General features: G+C 75.7%; 20 protein-coding genes and 1 other RNA gene. 13 read left to right on the top strand and 8 right to left on the bottom strand.

The genetic code is table 11. The annotated features are described in order from the left end of the window. The first annotated feature begins 87 nt into the window (after positions 1 to 87). On the top strand, positions 88 to 345 hold the full coding sequence (locus ACFU7Y_RS04100) for a Prokaryotic metallothionein (RefSeq protein ID WP_224273956.1): 258 nt from the start codon (positions 88 to 90) through the stop codon (positions 343 to 345). Between the two features lie 36 nt (positions 346 to 381). Here the strand turns inward: ACFU7Y_RS04100 and rnpB are convergent. From rnpB to ACFU7Y_RS04080, 4 genes are all read right to left on the bottom strand, one after another. Further along, positions 382 to 779: RNase P RNA component class A (gene rnpB / locus ACFU7Y_RS04095), an RNA gene on the bottom strand. A gap of 13 nt (positions 780 to 792) precedes the next feature. Continuing rightward, the gene (locus ACFU7Y_RS04090; RefSeq protein ID WP_380766403.1) at positions 793 to 2,307 is read right to left on the bottom strand and encodes an MFS transporter; all 1,515 of its coding nucleotides are present in this window, start codon (positions 2,305 to 2,307) and stop codon (positions 793 to 795) included. A 144-nt stretch (positions 2,308 to 2,451) separates the two neighbouring features. After that, positions 2,452 to 2,823, bottom strand: a complete 372-nt coding sequence (locus tag ACFU7Y_RS04085; RefSeq protein ID WP_224274134.1) for a type II toxin-antitoxin system death-on-curing family toxin — start codon at positions 2,821 to 2,823, stop codon at positions 2,452 to 2,454. Continuing rightward, a complete protein-coding gene (locus tag ACFU7Y_RS04080) occupies positions 2,820 to 3,161 on the bottom strand; it encodes a hypothetical protein (RefSeq protein WP_224274136.1) in 342 nt (113 codons plus the stop codon). The genes ACFU7Y_RS04085 and ACFU7Y_RS04080 overlap by 4 nt, the downstream gene beginning before the upstream one ends. 107 nt (positions 3,162 to 3,268) lie before the next feature. Here ACFU7Y_RS04080 and ACFU7Y_RS04075 point away from each other — a divergent pair, with 107 nt between their 5' ends. Next, positions 3,269 to 3,748: a DUF3995 domain-containing protein gene (locus ACFU7Y_RS04075; RefSeq protein ID WP_380766402.1), complete on the top strand. Its 480-nt coding sequence runs from the start codon at positions 3,269 to 3,271 to the stop codon at positions 3,746 to 3,748. Positions 3,749 to 3,791: 43 nt separating this feature from the next. Continuing rightward, complete coding sequence (gene yaaA, locus ACFU7Y_RS04070) at positions 3,792 to 4,577, top strand: peroxide stress protein YaaA (RefSeq protein ID WP_224283703.1); 786 nt, start codon at positions 3,792 to 3,794, stop codon at positions 4,575 to 4,577. Positions 4,578 to 4,598: 21 nt separating this feature from the next. Here yaaA and ACFU7Y_RS04065 read toward each other — a convergent pair whose 3' ends face one another. From ACFU7Y_RS04065 to ACFU7Y_RS04055, 3 genes are read right to left on the bottom strand one after another with little or no spacing between them, the layout of a single operon-like run. Further along, entirely contained in the window at positions 4,599 to 5,729 is a 1,131-nt protein-coding gene (locus ACFU7Y_RS04065) for a bifunctional RNase H/acid phosphatase (protein ID WP_380766401.1), read from the bottom strand. A gap of 4 nt (positions 5,730 to 5,733) precedes the next feature. After that, on the bottom strand, positions 5,734 to 6,477 hold the full coding sequence (locus ACFU7Y_RS04060; RefSeq protein WP_224283705.1) for a zinc ribbon domain-containing protein: 744 nt from the start codon (positions 6,475 to 6,477) through the stop codon (positions 5,734 to 5,736). Between the two features lie 23 nt (positions 6,478 to 6,500). After that, complete coding sequence (locus ACFU7Y_RS04055) at positions 6,501 to 7,337, bottom strand: Nif3-like dinuclear metal center hexameric protein (RefSeq protein ID WP_224283706.1); 837 nt, start codon at positions 7,335 to 7,337, stop codon at positions 6,501 to 6,503. A 599-nt stretch (positions 7,338 to 7,936) separates the two neighbouring features. Here ACFU7Y_RS04055 and lanL point away from each other — a divergent pair. The 6 genes from lanL to ACFU7Y_RS04025 all read left to right on the top strand — a co-directional run bounded on the left by lanL (position 7,937) and on the right by ACFU7Y_RS04025 (position 17,649). Beyond that, the gene (gene lanL, locus ACFU7Y_RS04050) at positions 7,937 to 10,849 is read left to right on the top strand and encodes a class IV lanthionine synthetase LanL (protein WP_380766400.1); all 2,913 of its coding nucleotides are present in this window, start codon (positions 7,937 to 7,939) and stop codon (positions 10,847 to 10,849) included. Then, positions 10,846 to 12,837, top strand: coding sequence for an alpha/beta hydrolase family protein (locus tag ACFU7Y_RS04045; RefSeq protein WP_380766399.1), 1,992 nt, complete (start codon positions 10,846 to 10,848; stop codon positions 12,835 to 12,837). The genes lanL and ACFU7Y_RS04045 overlap by 4 nt, the downstream gene beginning before the upstream one ends. Positions 12,838 to 13,003: 166 nt before the next feature. Further along, entirely contained in the window at positions 13,004 to 13,147 is a 144-nt protein-coding gene (locus ACFU7Y_RS04040) for a VenA family class IV lanthipeptide (protein ID WP_350630852.1), read from the top strand. Between the two features lie 182 nt (positions 13,148 to 13,329). After that, positions 13,330 to 14,988 carry an ATP-binding cassette domain-containing protein gene (locus ACFU7Y_RS04035; RefSeq protein WP_380766398.1) on the top strand — a complete coding sequence of 553 codons (1,659 nt, stop codon included), beginning with the start codon at positions 13,330 to 13,332 and terminating at the stop codon, positions 14,986 to 14,988. A 386-nt stretch (positions 14,989 to 15,374) separates the two neighbouring features. After that, on the top strand, positions 15,375 to 17,309 hold the full coding sequence (locus ACFU7Y_RS04030) for an ATP-binding cassette domain-containing protein (RefSeq protein ID WP_380766413.1): 1,935 nt from the start codon (positions 15,375 to 15,377) through the stop codon (positions 17,307 to 17,309). A gap of 166 nt (positions 17,310 to 17,475) precedes the next feature. Further along, a complete protein-coding gene (locus tag ACFU7Y_RS04025) occupies positions 17,476 to 17,649 on the top strand; it encodes a hypothetical protein (RefSeq protein WP_224284683.1) in 174 nt (57 codons plus the stop codon). A gap of 138 nt (positions 17,650 to 17,787) precedes the next feature. On the opposite strand, the gene ACFU7Y_RS04020 is transcribed toward ACFU7Y_RS04025, so the two are convergent. Further along, on the bottom strand, positions 17,788 to 18,870 hold the full coding sequence (locus tag ACFU7Y_RS04020; RefSeq protein WP_380766397.1) for an alcohol dehydrogenase catalytic domain-containing protein: 1,083 nt from the start codon (positions 18,868 to 18,870) through the stop codon (positions 17,788 to 17,790). 202 nt (positions 18,871 to 19,072) lie between these two features. Between ACFU7Y_RS04020 and ACFU7Y_RS04015 the strand changes: the two genes are divergently transcribed. From ACFU7Y_RS04015 to ACFU7Y_RS04000, 4 genes are all read left to right on the top strand, one after another. Then, a complete protein-coding gene (locus ACFU7Y_RS04015; protein ID WP_224284681.1) occupies positions 19,073 to 19,726 on the top strand; it encodes a class I SAM-dependent methyltransferase in 654 nt (217 codons plus the stop codon). 130 nt (positions 19,727 to 19,856) lie between these two features. After that, positions 19,857 to 21,068 (top strand): hypothetical protein, encoded by a 1,212-nt coding sequence (locus ACFU7Y_RS04010; protein WP_380766396.1) that lies wholly within the window; start codon positions 19,857 to 19,859, stop codon positions 21,066 to 21,068. Between the two features lie 7 nt (positions 21,069 to 21,075). Next, a complete protein-coding gene (locus tag ACFU7Y_RS04005) occupies positions 21,076 to 22,077 on the top strand; it encodes an N-acetylmuramoyl-L-alanine amidase (protein WP_380766395.1) in 1,002 nt (333 codons plus the stop codon). Between the two features lie 196 nt (positions 22,078 to 22,273). Next, positions 22,274 to 23,191: a hypothetical protein gene (locus tag ACFU7Y_RS04000; RefSeq protein ID WP_380766394.1), complete on the top strand. Its 918-nt coding sequence runs from the start codon at positions 22,274 to 22,276 to the stop codon at positions 23,189 to 23,191. Positions 23,192 to 23,276 lie beyond the last annotated feature (85 nt).

The following is a 23,276-nucleotide window of genomic DNA, read 5'->3' as shown; positions in this document are numbered from 1 at the left end:
CCGGGTGGCCGTGGCCGACCGGCCCTTCGACACTGGGAAACGAGCCACCCCGCCCCGGGGCGGCCCCACCGGAAGGAGACGGCCGCCATGGCCATCTGCGTCACCTGCGGCAACGACTACTGGCTGGCCTTCGAGATCAAGACGGTCACCGGCGACACCTACACCTTCGACAGCTTCGAGTGCGCGATGGAGAAGCTCGCCCCGCGCTGCGAGCACTGCAACGTCCGCATCGTCGGCCACGGCGTCGAAGTGGCGGGCATGTTCTTCTGCTGCGCCAACTGCGCCCGCGTCAACGGCGGCCTCGGCGACCAGATCCGCGACGCCGTCGGCGCCCGCCCCGCCTGACGGGGCCCCGCGCCGGACGGCGGGAAGGAAAGGGGGCGGAAGAGTCGGCCTGTACGCCGGGTTCTGTCTCCCGGGTTGCTTGCGCGGCCCGGGGAGGCGGCCATCCATCTAGGGCTGCCGTTGCCGACAGCCTCGTGCGGTCCACCCGCGGACTCGGGCGAGCAGCCTTCAAACGTCCGCGCACGGCGCCCGAGGGCACCGATCTTGACCTTGCTCCAGGTGGGGTTTACCTAGCCGGCCGGGTCACCCCGGTCGCTGGTGGTCTCTTACACCACCGTTTCACCCTTACCCACCACGAAAAGCGGTGGGCGGTCTGTTTTCTGTGGCACTGTCCCGCGGGTCACCCCGGGTGGGCGTTACCCACCACCCTGCTCTGTGGAGCCCGGACGTTCCTCGGCGGGTCTGGGACCCGTCGCGACCGCCCGGCCGGCTCTTCCGCCGTAGTGGTCATCGTAGCCGCTCGGGCGGCGCCTCCCGTACACCGGACCGGACGGCCGGCGGCTCGGAGCCGAGGCGGGCGGCCACCCGGGCGGCCGTCGTGCTCGCCCAGGCGGTGGTGGTGACCAGGCCGAGCGCGAGGACGGCACCGCCGAGACCGACCAGGATCCACCAGCCGGCGTGGCTGGCCGGGGCGAAACCGGTCGCGACCGGGCCGACCACGGCCGAGGTGACGACCGTGCCGATCACCGCCACGCCCAGCGACTGGCCGACCTGCCGGCTGGTCGAGGCGACCGCGGCCGCCACGCCCGCCTGGGTGCGCGGCATGCCGGCGACGGCGGCGTTGGTGATCGGCGCGTTCACCATGCCGAAGCCGAAGCCGAACAGCGCGTACGCGACCAGCAGCAGGGCCGGCGGGGAGTCGGCGGTGAGCCGGGTGAGCAGCAGTCCGCTCGCGGCGAGGCCGAGCCCGGCCGCGACCAGCGGCAGGCGCGGGCCCCGGCTGCCGACGATCCGTCCGGACAGCGGCGCGCAGACCAGCATCATCCCTGCCATCGGCAGCGTCCACAGGCCGGCCTCGACCGGGCCGTAGTGGCGGACCTCCTGGAGGTAGAGGGTGTTGAGGAAGAGGAAGCCGCCGAGCGCGGCGAAGGCGCAGACCGCGGTGACGGTCGCGCCGGTGAACGGCGCGCTGGCGAAGAACCGCGGGTCCACCAGCGGCTCGGCCACCCGGCGTTCCCAGAGCGGGAAGGCGATCAGCGCGGCCAGGGCGGTCGCGGCCAGGGTGAGGATCAGCGGGGAGGTCCAGCCGTTGGCCGGGCCCTCGATGATCGCGGCGGTGCCGCAGCCGAGCAGCACGATCATCAGAAGCTGGCCCACCGGGTCCAGTCGGCGCGGCCGGGGCGCGCGGGACTCCGGGACGTAGCGGGCGGTCAGCGCGATGGCGGCGAGCGCCACCGGGACGTTGATCAGGAAGATCGACGGCCAGCCCGCACCGTCCACCAGGAAGCCGCCGAGCAGCGGGCCGAGCGCCATCGAGATGCCGACCACGCCGCCCCAGACGCCGATCGCCCGGGCGCGTTCCCTCGGGTCGATGAAGGTGTTGGTGATGATCGACATCGCCACCGGGTTGAGCATCGAGCCGCCCACCGCCTGGAGCGCCCGGAACGCCACCAGCCAGCCCAGGCTCGGCGCCTGGCTGCACAGCAGGGAGCCGAGCGCGAAGCAGACCAGGCCGGTCTGGAAGACCCGGCGGCGGCCGAAGCGGTCGGCCACCGAGCCGAACAGCATCAGCAGCGAGGCCAGCACCAGGGTGTAGGCGTCGATGATCCACTGCAGCCCGGACGGTGGGGCGCCCAGGTCCCGCTGGATCGACGGCAGGGCGATGTTCACCACGGTGTTGTCGAGGCCGACGATGAACAGGCTCAGGCAGCAGATCGCCAGGACGAGCAGGCGGTGGCGGCGCCCGAGCGCGGGCCCGGGGGCGGGCGCGGGCACGGCGGCGCGGGACTGGAGGTCGGGCACGGATCGATCCTCCCACCGCGGGGCGGGACCGGGCAGGTGGGCGGTGCGTCCGGGTGGCGGAGCGGGACCGGACGGGGACGGACGGGGACCGAACGGGGACCGAACGGGGCCGGACGGGGACCGAACGGGGGCCCGGACGGAGGCTCAACGCCCCAACAGGGACCTCAGGTCCTTGGCGGCGAGGGCGATCGTGTCGTCGTAGCCCCCGGTGGCGAGCCGGAGCATGAACGCCACGGCGTCGTCCGGGTGCGGGTCGGTGTACGGCTCGCCGTTGTAGTCCAGGAACAGCAACATCGCCTCGAAGGCGGTGCGCTTGTTGCGGTCGACCAGGGGGTGGTTGCGGGCCAGGCTCTGGCCGAGGGCGGCCGCCTTGGACCAGAGGTCCGGGTAGGCGTCGTCGCCGAACAGGCTCGCCTGCGGGCGGGCGATCGCCGACAGCAGGCCGCCGAGGTCGCGGACGTTCTCCGGCCCGCCGGCGAGGTAGGTGACGTCGTCCAGGTCCAGGTACTCGGTCACAGGTCCTTGAGCCTCTCCAGCGTCTCGGCGTTGGCGGTGCGGATGCGGGCCACCATGGCCGCCCGGCGTTCGGCCCTGCTCTGCTGACCGGTCTGCTCGGTGAGCGACTTGGGGACGTCGGACTGACGGACCTCGAAGGCGACTTCGGCGGTGTCCGCGCCGTCCGGCGCCCCGGTCACCCTGACCCGCCCGGCCATCACCGCCTCGGCCGCGGCTCGCACCGCGAACTCCAGCGCCTGCCGGGTCTCCGCCGGCAGCCCGGCGGGCAGGCGCACGGGCAGGGACTCCTCCACGGCGTCGCCGTCGCCGGGCACCAGGTCCAGGGGTCGCATGGTCATCGTGTTCACTCTCCTCGCCGCTCACCGTAGTGGTGAACGGCGCAGCGGCCCACCGAATTGCCGCGGCCTCCGGGGCGCGGTGTAAGCACTCGTACGGTGGGGAGCGGGTGACCGTTGACGAAGGGAGTTCGTGGGCGATGGGCGGGATCAGGGCGACCGGGGCGGCGGTGTCGGCGGCGCTGGCCGCGGTGGGGGCGCTGCACGCGGTGTGGGCGGTGACGCCGTGGCCGCTGCGGACACCGGAGGAGTTCGCGGACACCGTGGTGGGGGCGGGCGAGGGGGTGCCCCCGGCGGCGGCGTGCGTCGCGGTGGCGGGGCTGCTGGGGGCGGCCGCGTACCTGGTGGGGGCGGAGGCCGGGGTGCTGCCGGCGGTGGGGCCGCGGAGCTTGCGGCGGGCCGGGGTGCGGACGGTGGCCGGGGTGCTGCTGGCGCGCGGGCTCGGCGGGCCGGTGCTGTTCGGACGGGTGAGTGAGCGATCGGACCGGTTCCGGCGGCTGAACGTGCGGTACTACTCGCCGCTCTGTGCGGCGTTGGGGGCCGGGGCGGCCGTGGTCGCGGGGGCGGGGGTCGGGCGACGGCCGCAGTAGGGTTGCCGGGTTCGTCCGCCACGAAGTGTTGAAGGAGTCCGCTGTGCTGGTGTTGTTGCCGCCCTCGGAGGGCAAGGCCGCATCCGGGGACGGCTCGCCGGTCGCGCTGGACCGGCTGTCGCTGCCCGGGCTGACGGCGGCCCGCGGGGCGGTGCTGGAGGCACTGGTCGGGCTCTGCCGGGGCGACGAGGACACCGCCGCCGAGGTGCTCGGCCTCTCCCCCGGCCTGCGCGGCGAGATCGCCAAGAACGCCGGACTGCCGACGGCCGGTGCCCGCCCGGCGGGCGAGGTGTACACCGGGGTGCTGTTCGACAACCTCGGCCTGGCCACCCTGGACGTCGCCGCGTACGACCGGGCCGCGCGCTCGCTGCTGGTCTTCTCCGGCCTCTGGGGTGCCGTGCGGATCTCCGACCGGATTCCGTCCTACCGCTGCTCGATGGGCGTGAAGCTCCCGGAGCTGGGGGCGCTCGGGGCGTACTGGCGGAGCGCGATGGCCGACGTGCTCCCCGAGGCGGCGGACGGGCTGGTGCTCGACCTGCGCAGCTCCGCCTACGCGGCGGCCTGGAAGCCGGCCGGCGAGGTGGCCTCCCGGACCGCCACCGTCCGGGTGCTCCAGGAGCGCGACGGCAAGCGCAGCGTGGTCAGCCACTTCAACAAGGCGACCAAGGGCCGGATCGTCCGGGACCTGCTGCTCGCCGGCGCCGAGCCGAAGACGCCGGGCGAGCTGATGGACGCGCTGCTGGAGCTGGGCCACCGGGTGGAGCTCGCCGCGGAGGGCACGGCCCGCAAGCCGTGGCAGCTGGACGTGGTGGTCACCGAGGTGCACTGAGCACCCCGGTGACGGACGTCCCTACCGCAGGTGCGAGGTGTCGTTGAGCAGCCGCAGCGAGGCGTTGCCGTCCGTGTAGTACTGGACGGCGCAGATCGAGGCGGCGGACAGCTCCATCCGGTACATCGAGTCCGGCGGGGCGCCCAGCGCCAGCCGGACCAGGGTCTTGATCGGGCTGACGTGCGAAACCACCAGCACGGTCTTCCCCGCGTACCGGGCGAGGATCTTGTCCCGGGCGACGCCGGCCCGGTGGGTGAGCGTGGCGAAGCTCTCGTCGCTGCCGGTCGGCCTGGCCTTGGCGGAGCCGAGCCAGGCGGTCAGGTCGTCCGGGTACCGCTCCCGCACTTCGGCGAAGGTCAGGCCCTCCCAGTCGCCGAAGTCGACCTCGCGCAGCCCGTCCTCGTACCGGACCTCCAGACCGAGCCGGGCGGCGACGGCCTCGGCGGTCTGCCGGGTGCGGCGCATCGGGGAGGCGACGACCGCCTGGACGCTGCCGCGCGCGGCCAACGCCTCGGCGGCCCGCTCGGCCTGCCAGCGGCCCTTGTCGGAGAGCTCCGGGTCGCTGCCGCCGCTGCCGGAGAAGCGCTTCTCCGGGGTGAGCGGGGTCTCGCCGTGGCGCAGCAGGACGAAGGTGGTCGGGGTGCCGAGGTCGGCCGGGGCGGCCCAGCCGGCCTTGGGGGCGGCGGTCTCCAGCGGGGGTTCCGCCACGGCCCGTGAAGCCCTGGGCTCCCACTGGCGCCCGGCCTTGCCGGCGTCCATCGCCTCGTTGGCCAGCCGGTCGGCGTCCTTGTTCCGCTCGCGCGGGATCCAGGTGTACGTGACCCGGCTGCGCGGGTAGAGGGTGCGCGCCTCGGCGGCCAGCGGCTGCATGTCCGGGTGCTTGATCTTCCAGCGCCCGGACATCTGCTCGACGACCAGCTTGGAGTCCATCCGGACGTCCACCGAGGCGTCCTGGTCCAGCTCGCGGGCCGCCCTGAGCCCGGCGATCAGGCCCTTGTACTCGGCCACGTTGTTGGTGGCGTGGCCGATGAACTCGGCGGCCTCGGCGACGATCTGCCCGGTGTCCCCGTCGCGGACCACCGCGCCGTAGCCGGCCGGCCCCGGGTTGCCCCGGGACCCGCCGTCAGCCTCGACGATGAAGCGCGCCGTCACCGGCTCAGACGCCCGAGTCGGAGGTGCGGACCAGGATCCGCGAGCAGTTCTCGCAGCGGACCACCTTGTCGGCCGGCTCGGCCTTGATGGCGTTCAGCTCGGTGATCGAGAACTCGGTGCGGCAGCCCTCGCAGCGGCGCTGGTAGAGGCGGGCCGCACCGACGCCGCCCTGGGTGTCGCGCAGCTTGGTGTAGAGCTTCAGCAGGTCCGCCGGGATGACGGCGGCGACGGTCTCGCGGTCGCGCTTGACCTTCCCCGCCTCCTCGTCGATCTCGGCGAAGGCGGCGTCGCGGCGGCCCTCGGCCTCGGTGAGGACGACGGTGGAGTGCTCCAGGCGGGCGGACAGCTCCTCGACCCGGGTGATGGCGCTCTCCTGGCGCTCCATGATCTCCAGCACGACCTCCTCCAGGTCGCCCTGGCGCTTGGCGAGCGAGCCGATCTCGTGCTGGAGGTTCTCCAGGTCCTTCGGCGAGGTGATCGCGCCGGAGTCCAGGCGCTGCTGGTTGCGGGCGGCACGGGCGCGGACCTGCTCGACGTCCTGCTCGGCCTTGGTCAGCTCGCGGGCGGTGTCGCCCTTCTGGGCCTCGGCGGCGACGACGAGGTCCTTGAGCGCGGTGTGGTCTGCGGTGACCTTCTCGATCTCGGCGTGCTCGGGCAGGCTCCGGCGCCGGTGGGCCAGCTGGTCGAGCTTCGAGTCGATGGCCTGGAGGTCGAGCAGGCGGATCTGGTCGGCGGGCGCGGCGTTCAAGCGGAGAGCTCCTGTGAATCGGGTCAGGCGGTGAAGGACATGGGGGCGTGTGCGGTCCACGGGTCGGTGACCCGGTGGGAGACCTTGGTCTCCACGGCCCAGCCGCGCTTGTCGGCGGCGGCCAGCAGGGCCCGCTCGGCCAGGGTGAGCCAGGGCCACTCGGTGGCCCAGTGGGCGGCGTCGAGCAGCGCGACGGGCGCCGCCTCGGCGGCCTCGGAGGCCGGGTGGTGACGCAGGTCGGCGGTCAGGTAGGCGTCCACGCCGGCCGACCGGACGTCGGCGAAGAGGCTGTCGCCCGAGCCGCCGCACACCGCGACCCGGCTGACCAGCCGGTCCGGGTCGCCGGAGACGCGGACGCCGGCGGCGGTGGCGGGCAGGCCCCGGGCTACCTGGGCGGCGAAGGCGGAGAGGGCCAGCGGGGGTTCCAGCAGGCCGATCCGGCCGGTGCCGCGGCGGCCCAGCGGGTCGGTCGGGTCCGGCACCAGCGGGCCGGTCACCCGCAGGCCCACCGCCTCGGCGAGCGCGTCCGAGACGCCGGGGTCGGCGTGGTCGGCGTTGGTGTGGGCGACGTGCAGGGCGATGCCGTTGGTGATCAGCGTGTGCACCACCCGGCCCTTGAAGGTGGTGGCGGCGACGCTGGTGGTGCCGCGCAGGTAGAGGGGGTGGTGGGTGACGACGAGGTCGGCGCCCCACTCCACGGCCTCGTCGACGACCGCCTGGACGGGGTCGACGGCGAACAGCACGCGGTTGACCTCGGCCTGAGGGTCTCCGCAGACCAGGCCGACGGCGTCCCAGGACTCCGCCCACTGCGGCGGGTAGACCTCTTCGAGCGCGGTGATGACGTCGGACAGTTTCGGCACCTGTCGAGACTACCGTGCGCGCGGGGGCGGTCGGGCCTCGGCCGTTCGGGTCCGGGCCGGGCGCGGGGTGGGCGCGGGGTGGGCGGCGCGGGGGACGACGTTCGAATCGCTTGCCGCCTGCTCGTTGCCGGACCGCTCCGGGTGTTCGGACGGGGGTGCCGGGGGCGTACGGATGCGCGTCAACCTGCGGCCGGACGGGAGTCAACCCGCGGTGGGGGCGCTCGAACCGCCCCGCGCGGACCGTGCACACCGGTGCGCCGGGTTCCCACTGCTCACATCAGTGCGCTCGTACGAATTCGAAACCGTCGCTGGATCACCCTTAAGAGTGAAGTGACCGGCTCTGCGTTGAGCTGCCGGTTTTCTCGAAACTAACTTCAGTCCTGCGAACGGGAGTTGCCCCGGCAGCAGCCCCTACCGGGGACGCCGAGGAAGGGCACTCCGCCGGAGCGGGCCGCGGGCCCGCCGGACCGCACGGTCCGCGCTCCCGCCCCTCTCGGGGCGGCACACAAGAGGGAACCGATCAGGCCGGGCCGTACGCCCCGGTGCCACGAGCAGTGGGCACCCGGGGCGGCGGCCGCGACGAAGGGATGTGGTGGCGAATGGGGGCGGGCACATCGCTGCGCACGGCCGGGGACAGGGGATCGGTGGAGCGCGGACCGGGCACGGCGGGCTCGTGGCCGGAGACGACGCGGGCGGCACTGGCCGGTGCCGGAGGCCGGGGAGGCCGCGGGGACTGGGACGTCACCGTCGGTGGCTTCTGGTGCACGGCCAGGCCGTCCGCGTCCCCGCCGCTGCCGGAGCAGGGGTGGAAGCTCCATGTGAGCGCGGCCTCGGCGGCGGGCGAGGCGGTGCTCTCGGCAGTGGTCCGGGTGCTCGCCGAAGACCCGTGCAGCTTCAAGTTCGCCGCCGCGCAGGAGCGCCTGAGCGAGCTCAACTCCCGCAACAGCGACCGTGGTTCGGCAGGCAAGTTCATCACCGTCTACCCGGCCGACGACGCGCAGTTCCAGCGGCTGGCGGCCGAGCTCGACCGGGCCACCGCCGGGCTGCCGGGGCCGGTGGTGCTCTCCGACCGGCCGTACCGGGCCGGGAGCCGTGTGCACTACCGGTACGGCGCGTTCGCGCTGCCGGCGGAGCTGGGCAACGACGGGGAGTACCGCTCGGTGCTGCGCGGGCCGGGCGGGGAGCGGGCCGAGGACGTGCGCGGGGGTTCGTACCGGGCGCCGGGGTGGGTGCGGGACCCGTTCGCCCCCGCCCCCTCGGCCGGCGCGGGTACGGACTCGGGTACGGCTTCGGGCCGGCGCCGGGGCGGGGTGCTGCTGGCCGGGCGGTACGCGGTGACCGCCGCCGTCCGGCACGGCGCGAAGGGCGGGGTGTTCCTCGGCCGGGAGGCGTCGAGCGGCGCCGAGGTCGTGGTCAAGCAGGCCCGGGCACACATGGAGGTGGACCGGGCCGGCACCGATGCCCGCGACGCGCTGCGGCACGAGGCCGCGCTGCTCGCCCGGCTGGCGGGGCAGGGACTGGCGCCGCGCGCCATCGAACTGATCGAGCAGGAGGACTCCGTCTTCCTGGTGCAGGAACGAATCGCCGGGCAGCCCTTGGGCAGCTGGGTGGCCGCCCGCCTGCGGCGCGACGGAAGCCCCGACGTCGACTGGGCCGAGGCCGGGCCGGTGGCGCACGGCCTGCTCGACCTGGTCGAGCGGGTGCACGCCCAGGGGCTGGTGCTGCGCGACCTCTCCCCCGGCAACGTCATGGTCCGCCCGGACGGCACGCTGCGGCTGGTCGACCTCGAACTCGCCACCCGGACCGGACACCTCGCGGGCTCGGCCGGCACCCCCGGCTACCGCGCCCCCGAGCACGGGCCCGGCCGACTCGCCGCCGCCCGCAGCAGCGTCGCCGACCCGGCCGTCGACCTCTACGCCCTCGGCGGGCTGCTCTTCCTCCTGGCCACCGGCCACGACCCGCTGCTGCCGGAGGACCTCCCGCAGGCCCGCCCGGTCACCGAACGCCTCGGCCGCTGGCTCGCCCTCGCGGCCCGCACCGGCGGGACGGCGCGGCGGCTGGCGCCGGTGGTCCTCGGACTGCGCGCCGAGGACCCGCAACAGCGGTGGGGGACGGCCCGGGTACGGGCGGCACTGCGCGAGGGCGACCCGGACACGGACGGCGCCGGGACCACCGCCGTCACTCCGCTGTGGCATACCCCCGCCCGCCAGGGAGCGGCCCCGGGCGCCGCCCCGTCCCTCGACCGCGTCCTGCACGACGGCCTGCGCCACCTCACCGCCACCGCCACGCCCGGGCACCGGGACCGGCTGTGGCCGGTGGTGCCCGCCGGGGAGCGGACCGACCCGTGCAATGTGCAGCACGGCGCCGCCGGGGTGCTGGCCGTACTGGCCCGGGCCATGGCGGCCGACGGGCTGCCGGAACAGGTACGGGCGGAGGCCGCGGCGACGGCCCGGACCGCCGCGGACTGGATCGAGCGGCGCGCCGCCGCCGAACCGGTGGTGCTGCCCGGACTGCACTTCGGACGGTCCGGGACGGCCTGGGCCCTGCTGGACGCCGCCCGCGCCCTGGGCGACGAAGCGCTGGCCGGCCGCGCCGCCGGGCTCGCCCGCCGGATCCCCGTCGAGTGGCCCAACCCCGACGTGTGCCATGGCGCGGCCGGCTCCGGTTTCACCCAACTCCGCTTCGCAGACGACGAGTTCGACGGACCGGAGTTCCTCGACCGGGCCGCCCGGTGCGCCCGCACCCTGCTCGCCGCCGCACGCCGCGAACCGTACGGGACGGTCTGGCCGGTGCCCGCCGACTTCGACTCCGCGCTCGCCGGGATCACCCACCTCGGCTTCGCCCACGGCGCGGCCGGCGTGGGCGCCTTCCTCCTCGCCGCCGCCGGGGCGACCGGCGACCGGGCCCTGCTCGCCGGGGCCGCCGAGGCCGGGCGGACGCTCGCCGCCACCGCACGGTGGGCCGGTGAGAGCGACACCGCCTGGTGGCCGCAGAGCGCGAGCGATCCGGAGCACATTCGGCTCTCCCACTGGTGCAGCGGATCCTCCGGCGCGGGCAGCTTCCTGCTGCGGCTCGCCCGTGTCACCGGCGACACCGACACCCTCGACCTCGCCCGCGCCGCCGGACGCGCCGTACTGGCGGCCCGCTGGCACGGCGGGGCGAGCGCCTGCCACGGACTGGCCGGCGACGGCGAGTACCTGCTGGACCTCGCCGAGACCACCGGAGAGCCCGAATTCCGAACGGGTGCCGAGGAGTTGGCCCAGCTGATCGCCGCCCGAGCGGCCGTGCGCGACGGCCTCCGGGTGCTCCCGGACGAGACCGGCACCGGCTGCGCCGCCGGCTACGGCACCGGCACGGCAGGCCCGTTGGCCTTCCTGCTGCGGCTGCGCCACGGCGGGCCCCGGCTCTGGCTGGACCCGGCGCCACCGACCGAACGCCGGCTCCCGTCCGACGCCGCGGGCCCGTCCGGCAGCGCGGGCCGGTCCGGCACCACCGGGGTGAGCGGAGCATGAACGTGGCCACCCGGACCTTGACCCAGGCCCTGCGCCGGCTGAGCTTCACCTTCGCCGCCGACGGCAGCCACGCCGCCTGCCTCGCCTCCTGCGCCGACAGCGGCTGGTACGTGGAGAGTTGGCGACTGCCGCAGGACGGCGGGCCGGCGACGCCGACCGCACTGCCGCTGCCCGGCAATCGCTCGGAGAGCCTGCGCTCACAGCTGGTCGCACTGCCCGACGGCTCGGTGCTGACCTGCCGGCACGACGGCGATCGGCACGACCTCGTCCGCCTCTCGTCCGGCGAGAACGGCACCCTGGAACAACAGTCGGGCTCACTGCGGATGGCCGGACTGCGGCTGCTGCCGTTCCCGGCGCAGGCCGGGGCCGGCCCGCGGACACCGGTGGCGGTCGCGCTCGGCAGCGACACCCGCCCGGCGACCACCGCCTGGCTGGTGCGCACGGACGGCAGCGAGCCCGAACAGGTCGCCGAGATCCCGGGGTTGCACGGCGGCGGCACCTGGCTGGACCGCACGGGCACGCTGCTCGCGCTGGACCGGGTGAACGCGGGCCTGGTCCGCAGCGTGGTGCTCGACCTGCGCAACGGCCGCACCACCCCACTGCTGGAGATCGGCCCGCACAGCAACGACCGCCTGGTGCTGTTCGACCCGGACAGCCGGTTCGCGATGGTGCGCAGCGACGCGCCCGGCACCGACCGGCTCGGCTGGGGCGTCCTCGACACCGGCGAGCCGCTGCGGTTCCCGGAATGCCTGCACGTCGCGGGTATGTTCCTGCGACCGGTCGCACTGCGGACGGCGGCCGACGGCCCCCGGGTCGCGGTGCAGATCGACCACGGCGCGGGTTCGGCGCTCGCGCTGTGGCGGCCCTCGGCCGGGCGGCTGGACCCGCTACCGGTGCCACCCGGGCGGCTCGGCGCGGTCGGGCACTGGAGCGAGTCGGGGCTGCGGCTGCCGTACTCCTCGCCCGACCACCCGGCGGCGCTGGCCACCCTGGACGTGGACGCACTGCTGACGCACGGTCCCCTCCCGGCCGCCTCCGGCCCGATGCCGCTGCCGCTGCAACTCGCGCCGCTGGCCTCGGGGCTGCCCGGCCCGTGGCGGGACACCGTACTGCCCTGGCAGCCCGGCGGGGTGCGCCCGGTGAAGACCGCGCCGCCCGGCTGGCGGCTGGACGGCAGCACCCCGCCCGGGGACGGTGGCCGCTGGCATCCCGCGCAGAGCCTTGAACTCGCGGGCCCGGCAGGACCGTTGGAGGCCGTGGTGTACGGCGGGGACTCCTGGCTGAGCAGCCCGCACCTGGTGCTGGCACTGCACGGCGGCCCGGCCGACGCCTGGCGGCTGGAGTTCGATCCGGCGCTGCAGCGGATGGCCGCCGAGGGTCTCGCCGTCGTCGCGCCGAACCAGCGCGGCTCCACCGGCTACGGCGTGGCGCACGCACTGGCCATCCGGGGCGCCTGGGGCGGGCCCGACCTGGACGACGTCCTGTACCTGCTGGACGGCATCGCGGGCCAGCGTGCCGCCCTCGGCCTGGAACCGCCGGCCCTCTTCGGGGTCAGCTACGGCGCCTTCCTGGCGCTCCTGGCGGCCGCACACGCGCCGGCCGAGCAGGTCGCCCGCTGCGCGGTGGTCGCACCGTTCCTGTCCGGCGCCCGACTCCTCGCCGAAGCGGCGCCCCCCGTACGGGCGTTGACCACCCGCCTGGGCGGCGGCGAACCGATCGCCGACACCCGCGGACCGCGCGACGTGCTGCAACTGGCGCACCGGCTGAGCGCGCCACTGCTGGTCGTGCACGGAAACCGGGACGAGGTCGTACCGGTGAGCCAGTCCCGGTCACTGCGGCACGAGCTGCTGCGGATCGGCCGGGTCGAGGGCGAGGACTTCCGGTACGTCGAGGCGGCCGGCTCCGGGCACGAGGTGCTCGCCGACGAGGGCGCCGCCGTGCTGCACGAACTGCTGGCCGCGTTCCTGCGGACCGGCCGTCCGGGCTGATCCGCCGCCCGCACTTCACGGTTCACAGACTCCCGGGCCCGCTGAGGCCCGGGGCATCAGCCCCGGTGCGGTGGATGGAGGCCGCCCGGGGTGCGACACCTGACGCCCGCACGCAGATCGCGGCGGGCGGATACCTCAACGGGTACCTCAAGGGGAGGAAACAATCATGGAGAACATGGTGGACTTCGAGACCGACCTCGCGGCGCTCCAGGACCTGCCGGAGACCGAGTCGGTCGAGCTGACCGGCCACGGCAACGGCTGTCAGTACACCTGCCTCATCCTGACCTGCCTGCTCTTCACCGTCAGCTGACCAGGCGACCGAGCCGTGGGCTCGGGCGTCGGCTGACCAGGCGGTAGCCACCGGATGCCGTCCCTGCCTGTCCGGACAGGCAGGGACGGCACCGGCCTTCCCGGGCACGGTCCCGGGCCGCCCGAACTCTTGGAACCCCTGGAACAATCAGAACTATCGGGACTATCCGACGGGAGCTTCAGTTGCCCCGCCGCGCCACCGGCCGGCCCCTCGCGCTGGGCATCGCCCTGCCGGTCGAGGCCGCCACCACCCTCGCCCTGCCCGGCGTGCTCGCCGGGGCCGTCGACGCCGCCCTCGGCCGGAGCTCCGGTCCCGGCGCCTTCCTGCTGCTCGCCCTCCTCCTGGGCGCGGCCGCCGCCGCCAACGCCACCGCCGCGGCGGCCGGACCGGCCTGCGCCGCCGAGGCCACCGCCGCCCTGCGCGGACGCCTGGTGCGCCACCTGCTCGCCCTCGGGCCCGGCGGCCGGCTGCGCGGCGGGCCGCCGCCCGGCGACCTCGCCGCCCGGCTGCTCGGCTCGGCCGCGGACGCGGGCGGGCGGCTGCCCGCCGTCCTCGGCACCGCCACCGCGCTGCTCACCTCGGTGGGCGCTGTCGTCGGGCTGGCGGTGCTGTCGCCGTGGCTGGCGCTCGCCTTCTTCGCGGGCGTGGTGCCCGGAGTGCTGGTGATCCGTCTCTTCCTGCGGCAGGCCGGGCCGGTGTTCGCCCGCTACCAGGAGGTCCAGGCCTCGATGGCCGCGCTGCTGAGCGGCGCCCTCGGCGGGCTGCGCAGCATCCACGCGGCCGGCGCCGAACAGCACGAGGCCGCACGGGTACTGGCGCCGCTTCCGGAGCTGTCGGCGGCCGGGCACGCGCTGTGGGCGGCGCAGCGGCGCACCGCCTGGCAGGCGACCCTGCTGATCGCCCTGGTCGAGGTCACGGTGCTCACCACCGCCGGCGCGCTGCTCGCGAAGGGCGCCCTCGCCCCCGGTGCGCTCGCCGCGGCGGCCGGCTGGGCGGCGCTGGGCGCGGGGCTGTTCGAGCAGGTCGAGGCGCTGGTCGGGGTCGCCCACGCGGGCGCCGGGCAGGCCCGGGTGGACGAGCTGCTGGCGCTCCCCGCCGCGCCCTGCGGCACGGCCGGGCTTCCGCCGGGCGGGCCGGGGGAGGTCTCGTTCCGGGGCGTGGTGGTGCGCGACGGCGACCGGGTGCTGCTCGGCCCGCTCGACCTCACCGTCCCCGGCGGCCGTACGGTCGCGCTGGTCGGCCGCTCCGGCTCCGGGAAGTCCCTGCTGGCCGCACTGCCGGGGCGGCTGCGCGACGCCGACGAGGGCACCGTGCTGATCGACGGCGTCCCGGTGGTCGCTCTGGCACCGTCCGAGCTGCGGCACGCGGTCGGCTACGCCTTCGCCCGGCCCGAACTGGTCGGCCGTACGGTCCGCGAGGCGCTGGCGGGCGCCGGCCCGGCCGAGGCGGCGGCGGCCCGCGCGGACGGCTTCCTGCGCCGGCTGCCACACGGCTGGGACACCCCGCTGGACGAACTCCGTCTCTCCGGCGGCGAGTTGCAGCGCCTCGGGCTCGCCCGGCTGCTGGCCCGGCCCACCCGGGTGGTCGTCCTGGACGACGCCACCTCGGGCCTGGACCTCGCCACCGAGTACCAGGTCACCGAAGCCCTCGACCACGCCACCCACGGCCGCACCCGCCTGGTGATCGCCCACCGCGCCACCATCGCCGCCCGCGCCGACCTGGTCGCCTGGCTGGACGCCGGCCTCCTCCGCGCCCTCGCCCCGCACGACACCCTGCTCGCCCACCCCGACTACCGCGCCACCCTCGCGGACACGGCCCTCCAGGCGACGGCCGCCGGGTGACGGCCCCCACAGAAAGCCGGCCGGCCCGACTTCTCGCGCCGCGGCCGAGAGACGAGCCCCACGCACAGCGAGCCCGCACAGGAAGTCGACGGGCCCGACTTCTCGCGCAACGCCCGAGCCCGCCCACAGCCGAGAGACAGGCCACCGTGCAGTCCACGCCACCACGCAACCCCCTCACCCCACCCGGCCGCGCGAAAAGTCGACGGCATCGACCTCTCACGCCACCAGCCCCACACCGGCACCACCGCGCACGCGGTCCGGCGCCGGGGCCGCGCCTACACGCCCGCGCGGGAAGTCGGCCCGGCCGACTTCTCGCGTTCGGCGTTTCGCCCGGGTGGGAGTTGCTGTTGCGGCAGTTGGCGGTCACGCGGCGGCCGTTGGTGCGGATGCTCCTGTGGTCCGGGGTGGAGGCGCTACCGCCGTTGGTGTCCGGGCTGTTCGTCTCGGCCGCTGTCGACCAGGGCTTCCTGATCGGGCGGCCCGGGGTCGGGGTGGCCTGGTTGGGCGGGTTCGGCGCGGCCATGGCCGTCCGGGCGTACGCGACGCGGGCCGGGTTCCCGTACCTGGCGGGGGTGGTGGAGCCCCTGCGGGACGCCCTGGTCGAGCGGGTGGTCCGCAGTGCGCTCGCCCGGCCGTCGGCCGATCCGGCCGAGGTCGCCAGGCTCACCGAGCAGGTGGAGTCCGCACGGCAGTTGACCGCCACCCTGCTCCGCACGCTGCGCGGGGTGGGGGTCACGCTGGTCGCCGCCCTGATCGGGCTGGCGCTGCTCGCACCTGCCGTACTGCCGCTGGTCGTGCTGCCGCTGCTGGCCGCCGGGCTGCTGTTCGCGCGGCTGCTGCGCCCGATGGTGACCCGCAGGCGGGCGGTGGTCCTGGCCGAGGAGCGGCTGGCCGCCGAGGCCGGGCGGGCGCTGCACGGGTTGCGCGACGTCCAGGCCGGCGGCACCGGGGAGGAGGTCGCCCGCGCGCTGACCGAGGCCGCCCAGGCGAGCGCCGCCGCCTCCCGCGCCCTGGGCCGCGCCTCGGCCCTGCGTGCACTGGTGGTGGCGCTCGGCGGGCGCCTGCCGGTCCTGGCCGTCGTCGCGGCGGCGCCCTGGCTGCTCGCCCACCACACCCTGACGCCGGGCGAGCTGCTCGGCGTCGCCACCTACCTCGTCCAGCAGTTGGACCCGGCTGTCAGGACTCTGGCCGGTACGGTCGGCGGCTGGCTGCTCAACCTGGCCGTCATCCTCGACCGCCTGGCCACGACCACCGGGCACGCCCGATCCGCCACGTGGGCTGGTACCGACACCCCGAACAGCAGCGGCACATCCGACCGAACCGAGGGCGCAGAGCCCACAGCCGGCCGACACCGGGCAGTCGGCGGCGCGGGCGGGCCGGGTCGGGTGCCCGAGGCTCGGACTCCGGAGCCGCCGCCGGGTGGTCCGTACGCGTCCGGGCGCAGGGCGGCGGCCGGGGGCGCAGGCCATGTGATTCACGCTCCCACTGGTCGACACCGAGCAGTCGGCGGCGCGGGCGAGCCGGAGCAGGCGCCCGGCCCTCGGGCGCCGGAACCGCTGCCGGCCGGGGGCGGAGCGGGTCACGCCCGCCCCGCCCCCGGGATACGGCTGGTGGGGGTTCGGTACGGGCACGGTGGCGGTGCCGTGCCGGTGTTGGACGGGTTCGATGCCGATGTCGGGGCCGGGGAGCACGTGGCGATCGTGGGGCCCAGCGGCGCGGGGAAGTCGACGCTGGCGGGGTTGCTCGCGGGGGTGCTGGTGCCGACGGCGGGGCGGGTGACGGTCGGTGGTGCGCCGCCCGGGCGGGCCCGCCTGGTGGCGCTGGTGCCGCAGGAGGCGTACGTGTTCCCGGGCACGGTCCGCGAGAACCTCACCTGGCCCACCGGGCACGCCCCCGACGCCCGCCTCGCCCGCGCCGTGGCCCTGCTGGGCGCGGAGCGGCTGGTGGCCCGCTTGGGCGGCCTGGACGCCGTACTAGGCGATCCGGGTGAACTCTCCGCAGGTGAGCGCCAGTTGTTGGCTTTGGTACGGACCTACCTCTCCCCTGCCCCGGTCGTAGTGCTGGACGAGGCGACCTGCCGACTGGACGCCACCGCGGAGGAGCGGGTCGAGCGGGCCTTCGCGGCCCGCCCGGGGACCCTGGTGGTCGTTGCGCACCGCATCAGTTCCGCGTTGCGGGCGGACCGGGTGCTGCTGCTGGACGGCGGGCGCGGGCTGCTGGCCCGGCACGGCGATCTCCAGGTGCTGTCCCCGCTCTACCGCGAGCTGGTCGGCCACTGGCTCGGTTCCGGGCCCCGGACCAGCACGGGACTCGCGTCGTGATCTCGATAGGATCTCGTCCGTCCCGGCCGTTATGGTGGCCGGGGCACGGGCCGCGATCACCGGCTACTGGCGCGTACCGAGCGCCCGATCGGGGACCCGACCGTGCGCCACCGGCGCCGGCCGGGCGCCGATGACCTGCACCCTCCGCACGGAAAAGACGATTCTCATGTCCGACACCCTCACCGACACCACCGGACCCGCGGTTACCGGGACCGACGCCGACGAGAAGACGGCCAAGGACACCGTGTCGCACGGCCGCCACCGCGGTGGCTCCGCCGCCGACGACAGCCCGGAGACCGACCCGCACGGCCGCCACCGCGCGGCCGGTGCGCAGGGCTGACCGCACCAGCATCAGGGCAGCACGCAGCAGCACCTCGGACGAGGGCCCGCCGGGAGGGCACGGACTCCCCCGGCGGGCCCTCGCTTCTTCCCGCGGTCCGCTCCCGGGCCACCCTCGGCCCGTCGCCGCGACCGGGCCTCAGCCCATCGTCACGACCGTCCGCAGCGCCTCGCCACTGCGCATCTGCGCGATCGCCTCGTTGACGTCCGCGAGCCCCACCCGGTGGGTGACCATGCCGTCGAGGTCGATCCGCCCGGCCCGCCAGAGGTCCACGACCAGCCCGATGGTGCGCGCCACGGTCGCCCCGCCGTAGAGCGAGGGCAGCAGGCGCTTCTCGTTGAAGAACAGCTCGCCCATGGTGAAGTGCGCGAGGTCGTCCTGCGCGCCCGCGCCGATGACCACCACCGCGCCGCCACGCCGGGCGGCCTCGTAGCCGGCCCGGACGGTGGCCGCGCGGCCGACCGCCTCGAAGACGTAGTCGAAGCCGCCGCCGGGCAGCGTCTTGGCCACCGCCCTCAGGTCCTCGGGCGCGATCGCCTCGGTGGCACCGAAGGCCAGGGCGCGCTCGCGGCGCGAGGCCACCGGGTCGACGACGGTGATCCGGCCGGCGCCGCAGACCCGGGCGCCCTGCACGGTGGCTACGCCGACCCCGCCCGCCCCGATCACCGCGACACAGGCGCCGGGCTCGACCCGGGCGGTGTTCACCGCGGCGCCGATGCCCGTGGTCACCCCGCAGCCGATCAGGGCCGCGGCCTCGTACGGGAGGTCGGCGGGCACCTTGATGACGGCGTTCGCCGTGACCACGACCTCCTCGGCGAAGGCCCCGGTGCCGTAGAAGCCGGAGGCGCTCAGCTCGCCCTCGGCGATCCGGAATCCCGGGGTGCCGAGGCTGCGCAGGCTGGCGATGCACAGGTGGCCGCGGTCCTGTCGGCAGTGGTCGCAGCGGCCGCACGGGGCCATCCAGCAGAGCACCACGCGGTCGCCGGCGGCGAGGCCGGTGACGCCCTCGCCGACCTCCACCACGTCCCCGGCACCCTCGTGCCCGGGGACGAACGGCGCGGGCTGCGGCAGCACGCCGCTCATCGCGGAGAGGTCCGAGTGGCAGAGGCTGGCGGCGCGCATCCGCACCCGTACGGTGCCCGGCCCGAAGCCCACGGCCGTCACGTCCTCGCGGACGTCGAGGACCTCCTGGCCGGTCTTGTGCAGGACGGCTGCGCGCATGGTGCTGCTCCCGGGGTGCCTGGTGTGCCTCGGATCGACGGTCGCGCCGATTCTGGCACGACATCTACACGGACATCCCCCGCTCTACCGGATGCCCCGGACGGCCCCGGCCCGCACCGCACGCCCCGGCGCCACCGCCCCCGCTACCGTCGAGTAGGGTCCGTGCACGTCCGCCCGCGTCCCGACCCCGAGGAGCTCCCCCATGTCCGACCTGCTGCTGAGCGCCGAGCCGGCGCCCGAGGTGCTGGCGGCGTTCGAGGGGGCCACCGGGTTCATGCCGGTGGACGAGGGGCTCGCGCTGTACGCGGCGGCGGTGGCGGCGGCGCGGAGCACCGGGCTGCCGGTGCTGGAGATCGGCACCTACTGCGGCCGCTCGGCGGTCCTGCTCGCGGCGGCGGCCCGGGAGGCCGGGACGGTCGCGCTGACCGTCGACCACCACCGCGGCTCGGAGGAGCAGCAGCCCGGCTGGGAGTACCACGACCCGACCCTGGTCGACCCCGAGGTCGGGCTGATGGACACCCTGCCGCGGTTCCGCCGCACCCTGCACGCCGCCGGGCTGGAGGAGCACGTGGTGGCGCTGGTCGGCCGCTCGCCGCGGATCGCCGCGCTGTGGGGGCGCCCGCTGGGGCTGGTGTTCATCGACGGCGGGCACACCGACGAGCACGCGACCGGCGACTACGAAGGCTGGGTGCCGCACCTGGCGCCGGCGGGCCTGCTGGTGGTGCACGATGTCTTCCCGGACCCGGCGGACGGCGGCCAGGCCCCGTACCGGGTGTACCTGCGGGCGCTGGCCGAGGGCTTCGAGGAGGTCTCGGTGACCGGCTCCCTGCGCATCCTGCGCCGCACCGCCCGGTAGCCCGTTCGATCCCCCGGCCCCGCGCCGATGCTCTAACGTCGTGCTGGGGCTGTCGGGCGGGGGTTCGAACGGTACGGTGGCCGCGCAGCACCAGGCAGAGCATCGGCGGACGGTGGGGGCCAGCAGCGACATGACGGACCAGCAGAACAGCGCTCCGGCGGTCTGGGACCCCACCGCGCGCGGCGGCGCCGGCGGCTGGGTGCGCGGCCCGCAGCGCCCGGCCGATCCGCAGCCCGCCCCCGCCGCACCCCAGCCGCCCGCCGCGCCCCAGCCGCCCGCGACGCCGCAGTCCGCCGCCCACCCCGGCCCGGTGGCCCCGCCGCCCGCGCCCGGCGCCGTCGGCGACCAGGGCCCGCCGCTGGGCGCCCGCCCGTACCTGGCCGCCCCGCCCGGCTACGACCCGCCGACCGCCCGGCTGTTCCCCGGCGCCACCCCGCCGCCCCCGGCCGCCCCGCCCACGGCCTCGCCGTTCCCCTCCCACGCGGGCCCGCAGCCGCCGGCACCGCAGCAGGCCCCCGGCCACGACTACCTCCTGCAGCCGCCCGCCGCGCCCCCGCAGCCCCCGTACGGCACCCAGCCCGACTACCCGACCGGCCACGGGGACGACGAGGACCGGCCGGCCAACCGCAAGGCCCCGCTGCTGATCGGCTTCGCACTGCTCCTGGTGCTGGCGATCGGCGGCGGTCTGCTGTTCGCCGTCCGCAGCGGCGGCGACAAGGACGGCCAGGCCGCGCCCGCCCCGGCTTCGGCGCCGGCGACCGGCTCGAACAACCTGCCGCCCGTCCCCGCACCCACGGGTACGGACGGCGCGCCGAGCGCCGCCGCGAGCGCGTCCGGCTCGCCCGCCGGCACGCCGTCCCCGACCGCGACCGGCCCCGGTCCGGGCGCCAAGGCCCAGGCCGAGGCGCTGGACAGCCTGCTCAGCGAGGGCGAGAACGCCAAGGCCCCGATCGGCAGCGCCGTCGCCAAGGTGACCAGCTGCCCGTCGAAGGCCGACATCGAGAGCGCCGCCCAGACCTTCGACAACGGCGCGAGCCAGCGGGCCGCCCTGCTGACCAAGCTCTCCCAGCTGAGTGTCACGGACGTGCCGGGCGGCGCGGACGCGCTGAACTCGCTGAGATCCGCCTGGCAGCTGTCGGCCGACATAGACAAGGCGTACGCGAGCTGGGCGCGCGCCGTCGCCGCCCAGGGCTGTACCGGCCGGGCGCCGGCCACCCCGGACAAGAAGCACGCGGACGAACTCAACCCGCAGGCCACCCAGGCGAAGACGGACTTCATGACCAAGTGGAACCCGATCGCGAAGAACTACGGCCTGACTCCGCGCACCCAGGACAGGATCTGACCGACCAGTGACCGGTTCCACCCCCCGCCCGCCCCGCCGCTCCACCCTGCTGCGCGCCACCACGGCCGCGGCCGTGGCCGTTCCGCTCTGCACGGCGGGCTGGTTCGGCTGGCGGGCCCTCGACCACTCCGGCCCGGCAGGTGCCGCGGCGGCCCCTGCCGTGGCCACGGCAGCCACCACGACCCCGGCCCCCGAGCAGCCGAGCCCCGCCGACACCGCGGCCGCGACGCCCCTCACCCCTCCGGTCGAGCCGCCGCCCACCACCCCTGCGACCGAAACCCCGACACCGCCCCCGCCCGCGCCCGCCGACGCCGCCACCAGCCTGGCCGGCCGCACCGTCCTGCTCGACCCCGGCCACAACCCCGGCAACTCCGCCCACACCGCCGAGATCAACCGTCAGGTGGACATCGGCAACACCCGCAAGGAGTGCGACACCACCGGGACCGAGACCAACGCCGGCTACACCGAGGCCGAGTACACCCTGGACGTCTCCCGCCGGGCCCGCGCCATCCTGGCCGCCCAGGGTGCCAGGGTGGTGCTGGTGCAGGACGGCGACCGCCCGTGGGGCCCGTGCATCGACGAACGCGCCCGCGCGGGCGCCGACGCGCACGCCGACGTCGCGGTCTCGGTGCACGGGGACGGCGGCCCGGCGAGCGGAAGCGGATTCCACGTGATCATGCCCGCCCGGGTGGTGGCCGGGAAGGCGGACAACACGGCGATCGTCGCCCCCTCGCACCGGCTCGGCCTCCTGCTGCGCGAGCGGTTCCACGCCGCGACCGGTGAGCCGTACGCGGACTACATCGCCAGGGACGGCCTGGACACCCGCTCCGACCTGGGCGGCCTCAACCTCTCCACGGTCCCCAAGGTGTTCATCGAGTGCGGTAACATGCGCAACTCGACGGACGCGAAGCGGATGACGGACCCTCAGTGGCGCCAGCAGGCGGCCCAGGGGATCGCCGACGCGCTGACCGCGTTCCTGACGACCCAAGAGAAGACCGAAGAGCGGTAAGGAAGTTGGGTCGCGCATCGGCGGAGGACGACACTCTGCCCGGACCGCGCGGTTTGCAACGACTTCGCCCCATTCCCGGTCCCGCCGTGCACCGGCAGGACGGTTGGGCCTAGGCTTCTGGTCCGTTCGGGAGTTTCGGCCGGTCAGCCCGACCGCACGAACCACCGTCCACGACACGTCAACGAGGGGAACGTTAGTGAATCTGCGCGCTCTCACCAGGGGAGACGCCGCCGTCGCAGGCGCGGCCGTCCTGCTCTTCATCGCCTCCTTCCTGCCCTACTGGACCGTGGACTGCTCCGGCAGCCGGTACTGCCCCTCGTCGCAGAACGCGTGGAGCACGGACCTGTTCCCCATCCTGCCCTCGATCTACCTCCTCGGCATCGCCGCAGCGGTGCTGATCCTGGTGCAGCGCTTCCAGGGGGCGGCCGCGGCCAACCGTCAGGTGCTCGGCCTGCGGCTGGACCAGTGGGGCATCGGCTTCGCCGTCTCGGCGCTGTGGACCTCGGTCTGGGCGCTCGGCGGCGGCACCTCCAGCACCATCGTCAGCCACGGCTTCGGCGCCTGGCTCGGCTTCATCTCGCTGATCGTGCTGGCCGGCGCGGCAGCCGCGAGCCCCCTGGTGCCCGCGCTGAAGGCCCCGCTGGTCTCCGACCGCCCGGCGGCCGTCCCCGGCCAGTACGGCTACCCGGTTCCGGGCCAGCCCGGCCACCCGGGTGCGCCCGGCCAGCCCGGTCAGTACGGCTACCCGGCCCAGGGCCACGACCCGGCGTTCGGCGGCCAGGGCGGCTACGGCTACCCGGGTGCCGGCCAGCCCCAGCCCGGCCAGCCGACCCCGGCCGCCCAGCCGCACGACGCCGCCCCGGCCCCGCAGCCGACCCCGGCCGCGCAGCCGCAGGCGACCGCCCCGGCGGCGGACTTCCAGCCGTTCTGGTTCGCCGTCCCGGCCCCGCGCCAGCTGGCTCCGAAGGACAACCCGGCCGGCGCCCCGGTCGGCGAGGTCGTGCCGGGCACCTGGTACCTGGCCGTCGAGCAGCGCGGCACCGCGCTGGTCGCCCAGCTGCCGGACGGCAACCAGGGCGTGCTGGCCGACACCACCGGCATCCAGCGCGGCTGACACCCCCGGAGCACACCGACGTCGGGCACGCACCCGCCCTCGGACGCACATGCAAAAGGGGCGGGACCGGATCTCCGGTCCCGCC

This window comes from Kitasatospora sp. NPDC057542 (genome assembly GCF_042801945.1).
GTDB lineage: Bacteria > Actinomycetota > Actinomycetes > Streptomycetales > Streptomycetaceae > Kitasatospora.
The sequence above is the reverse complement of the archived record's forward strand: the minus strand, read 5'-3'. Positions and strand labels throughout refer to the sequence as shown.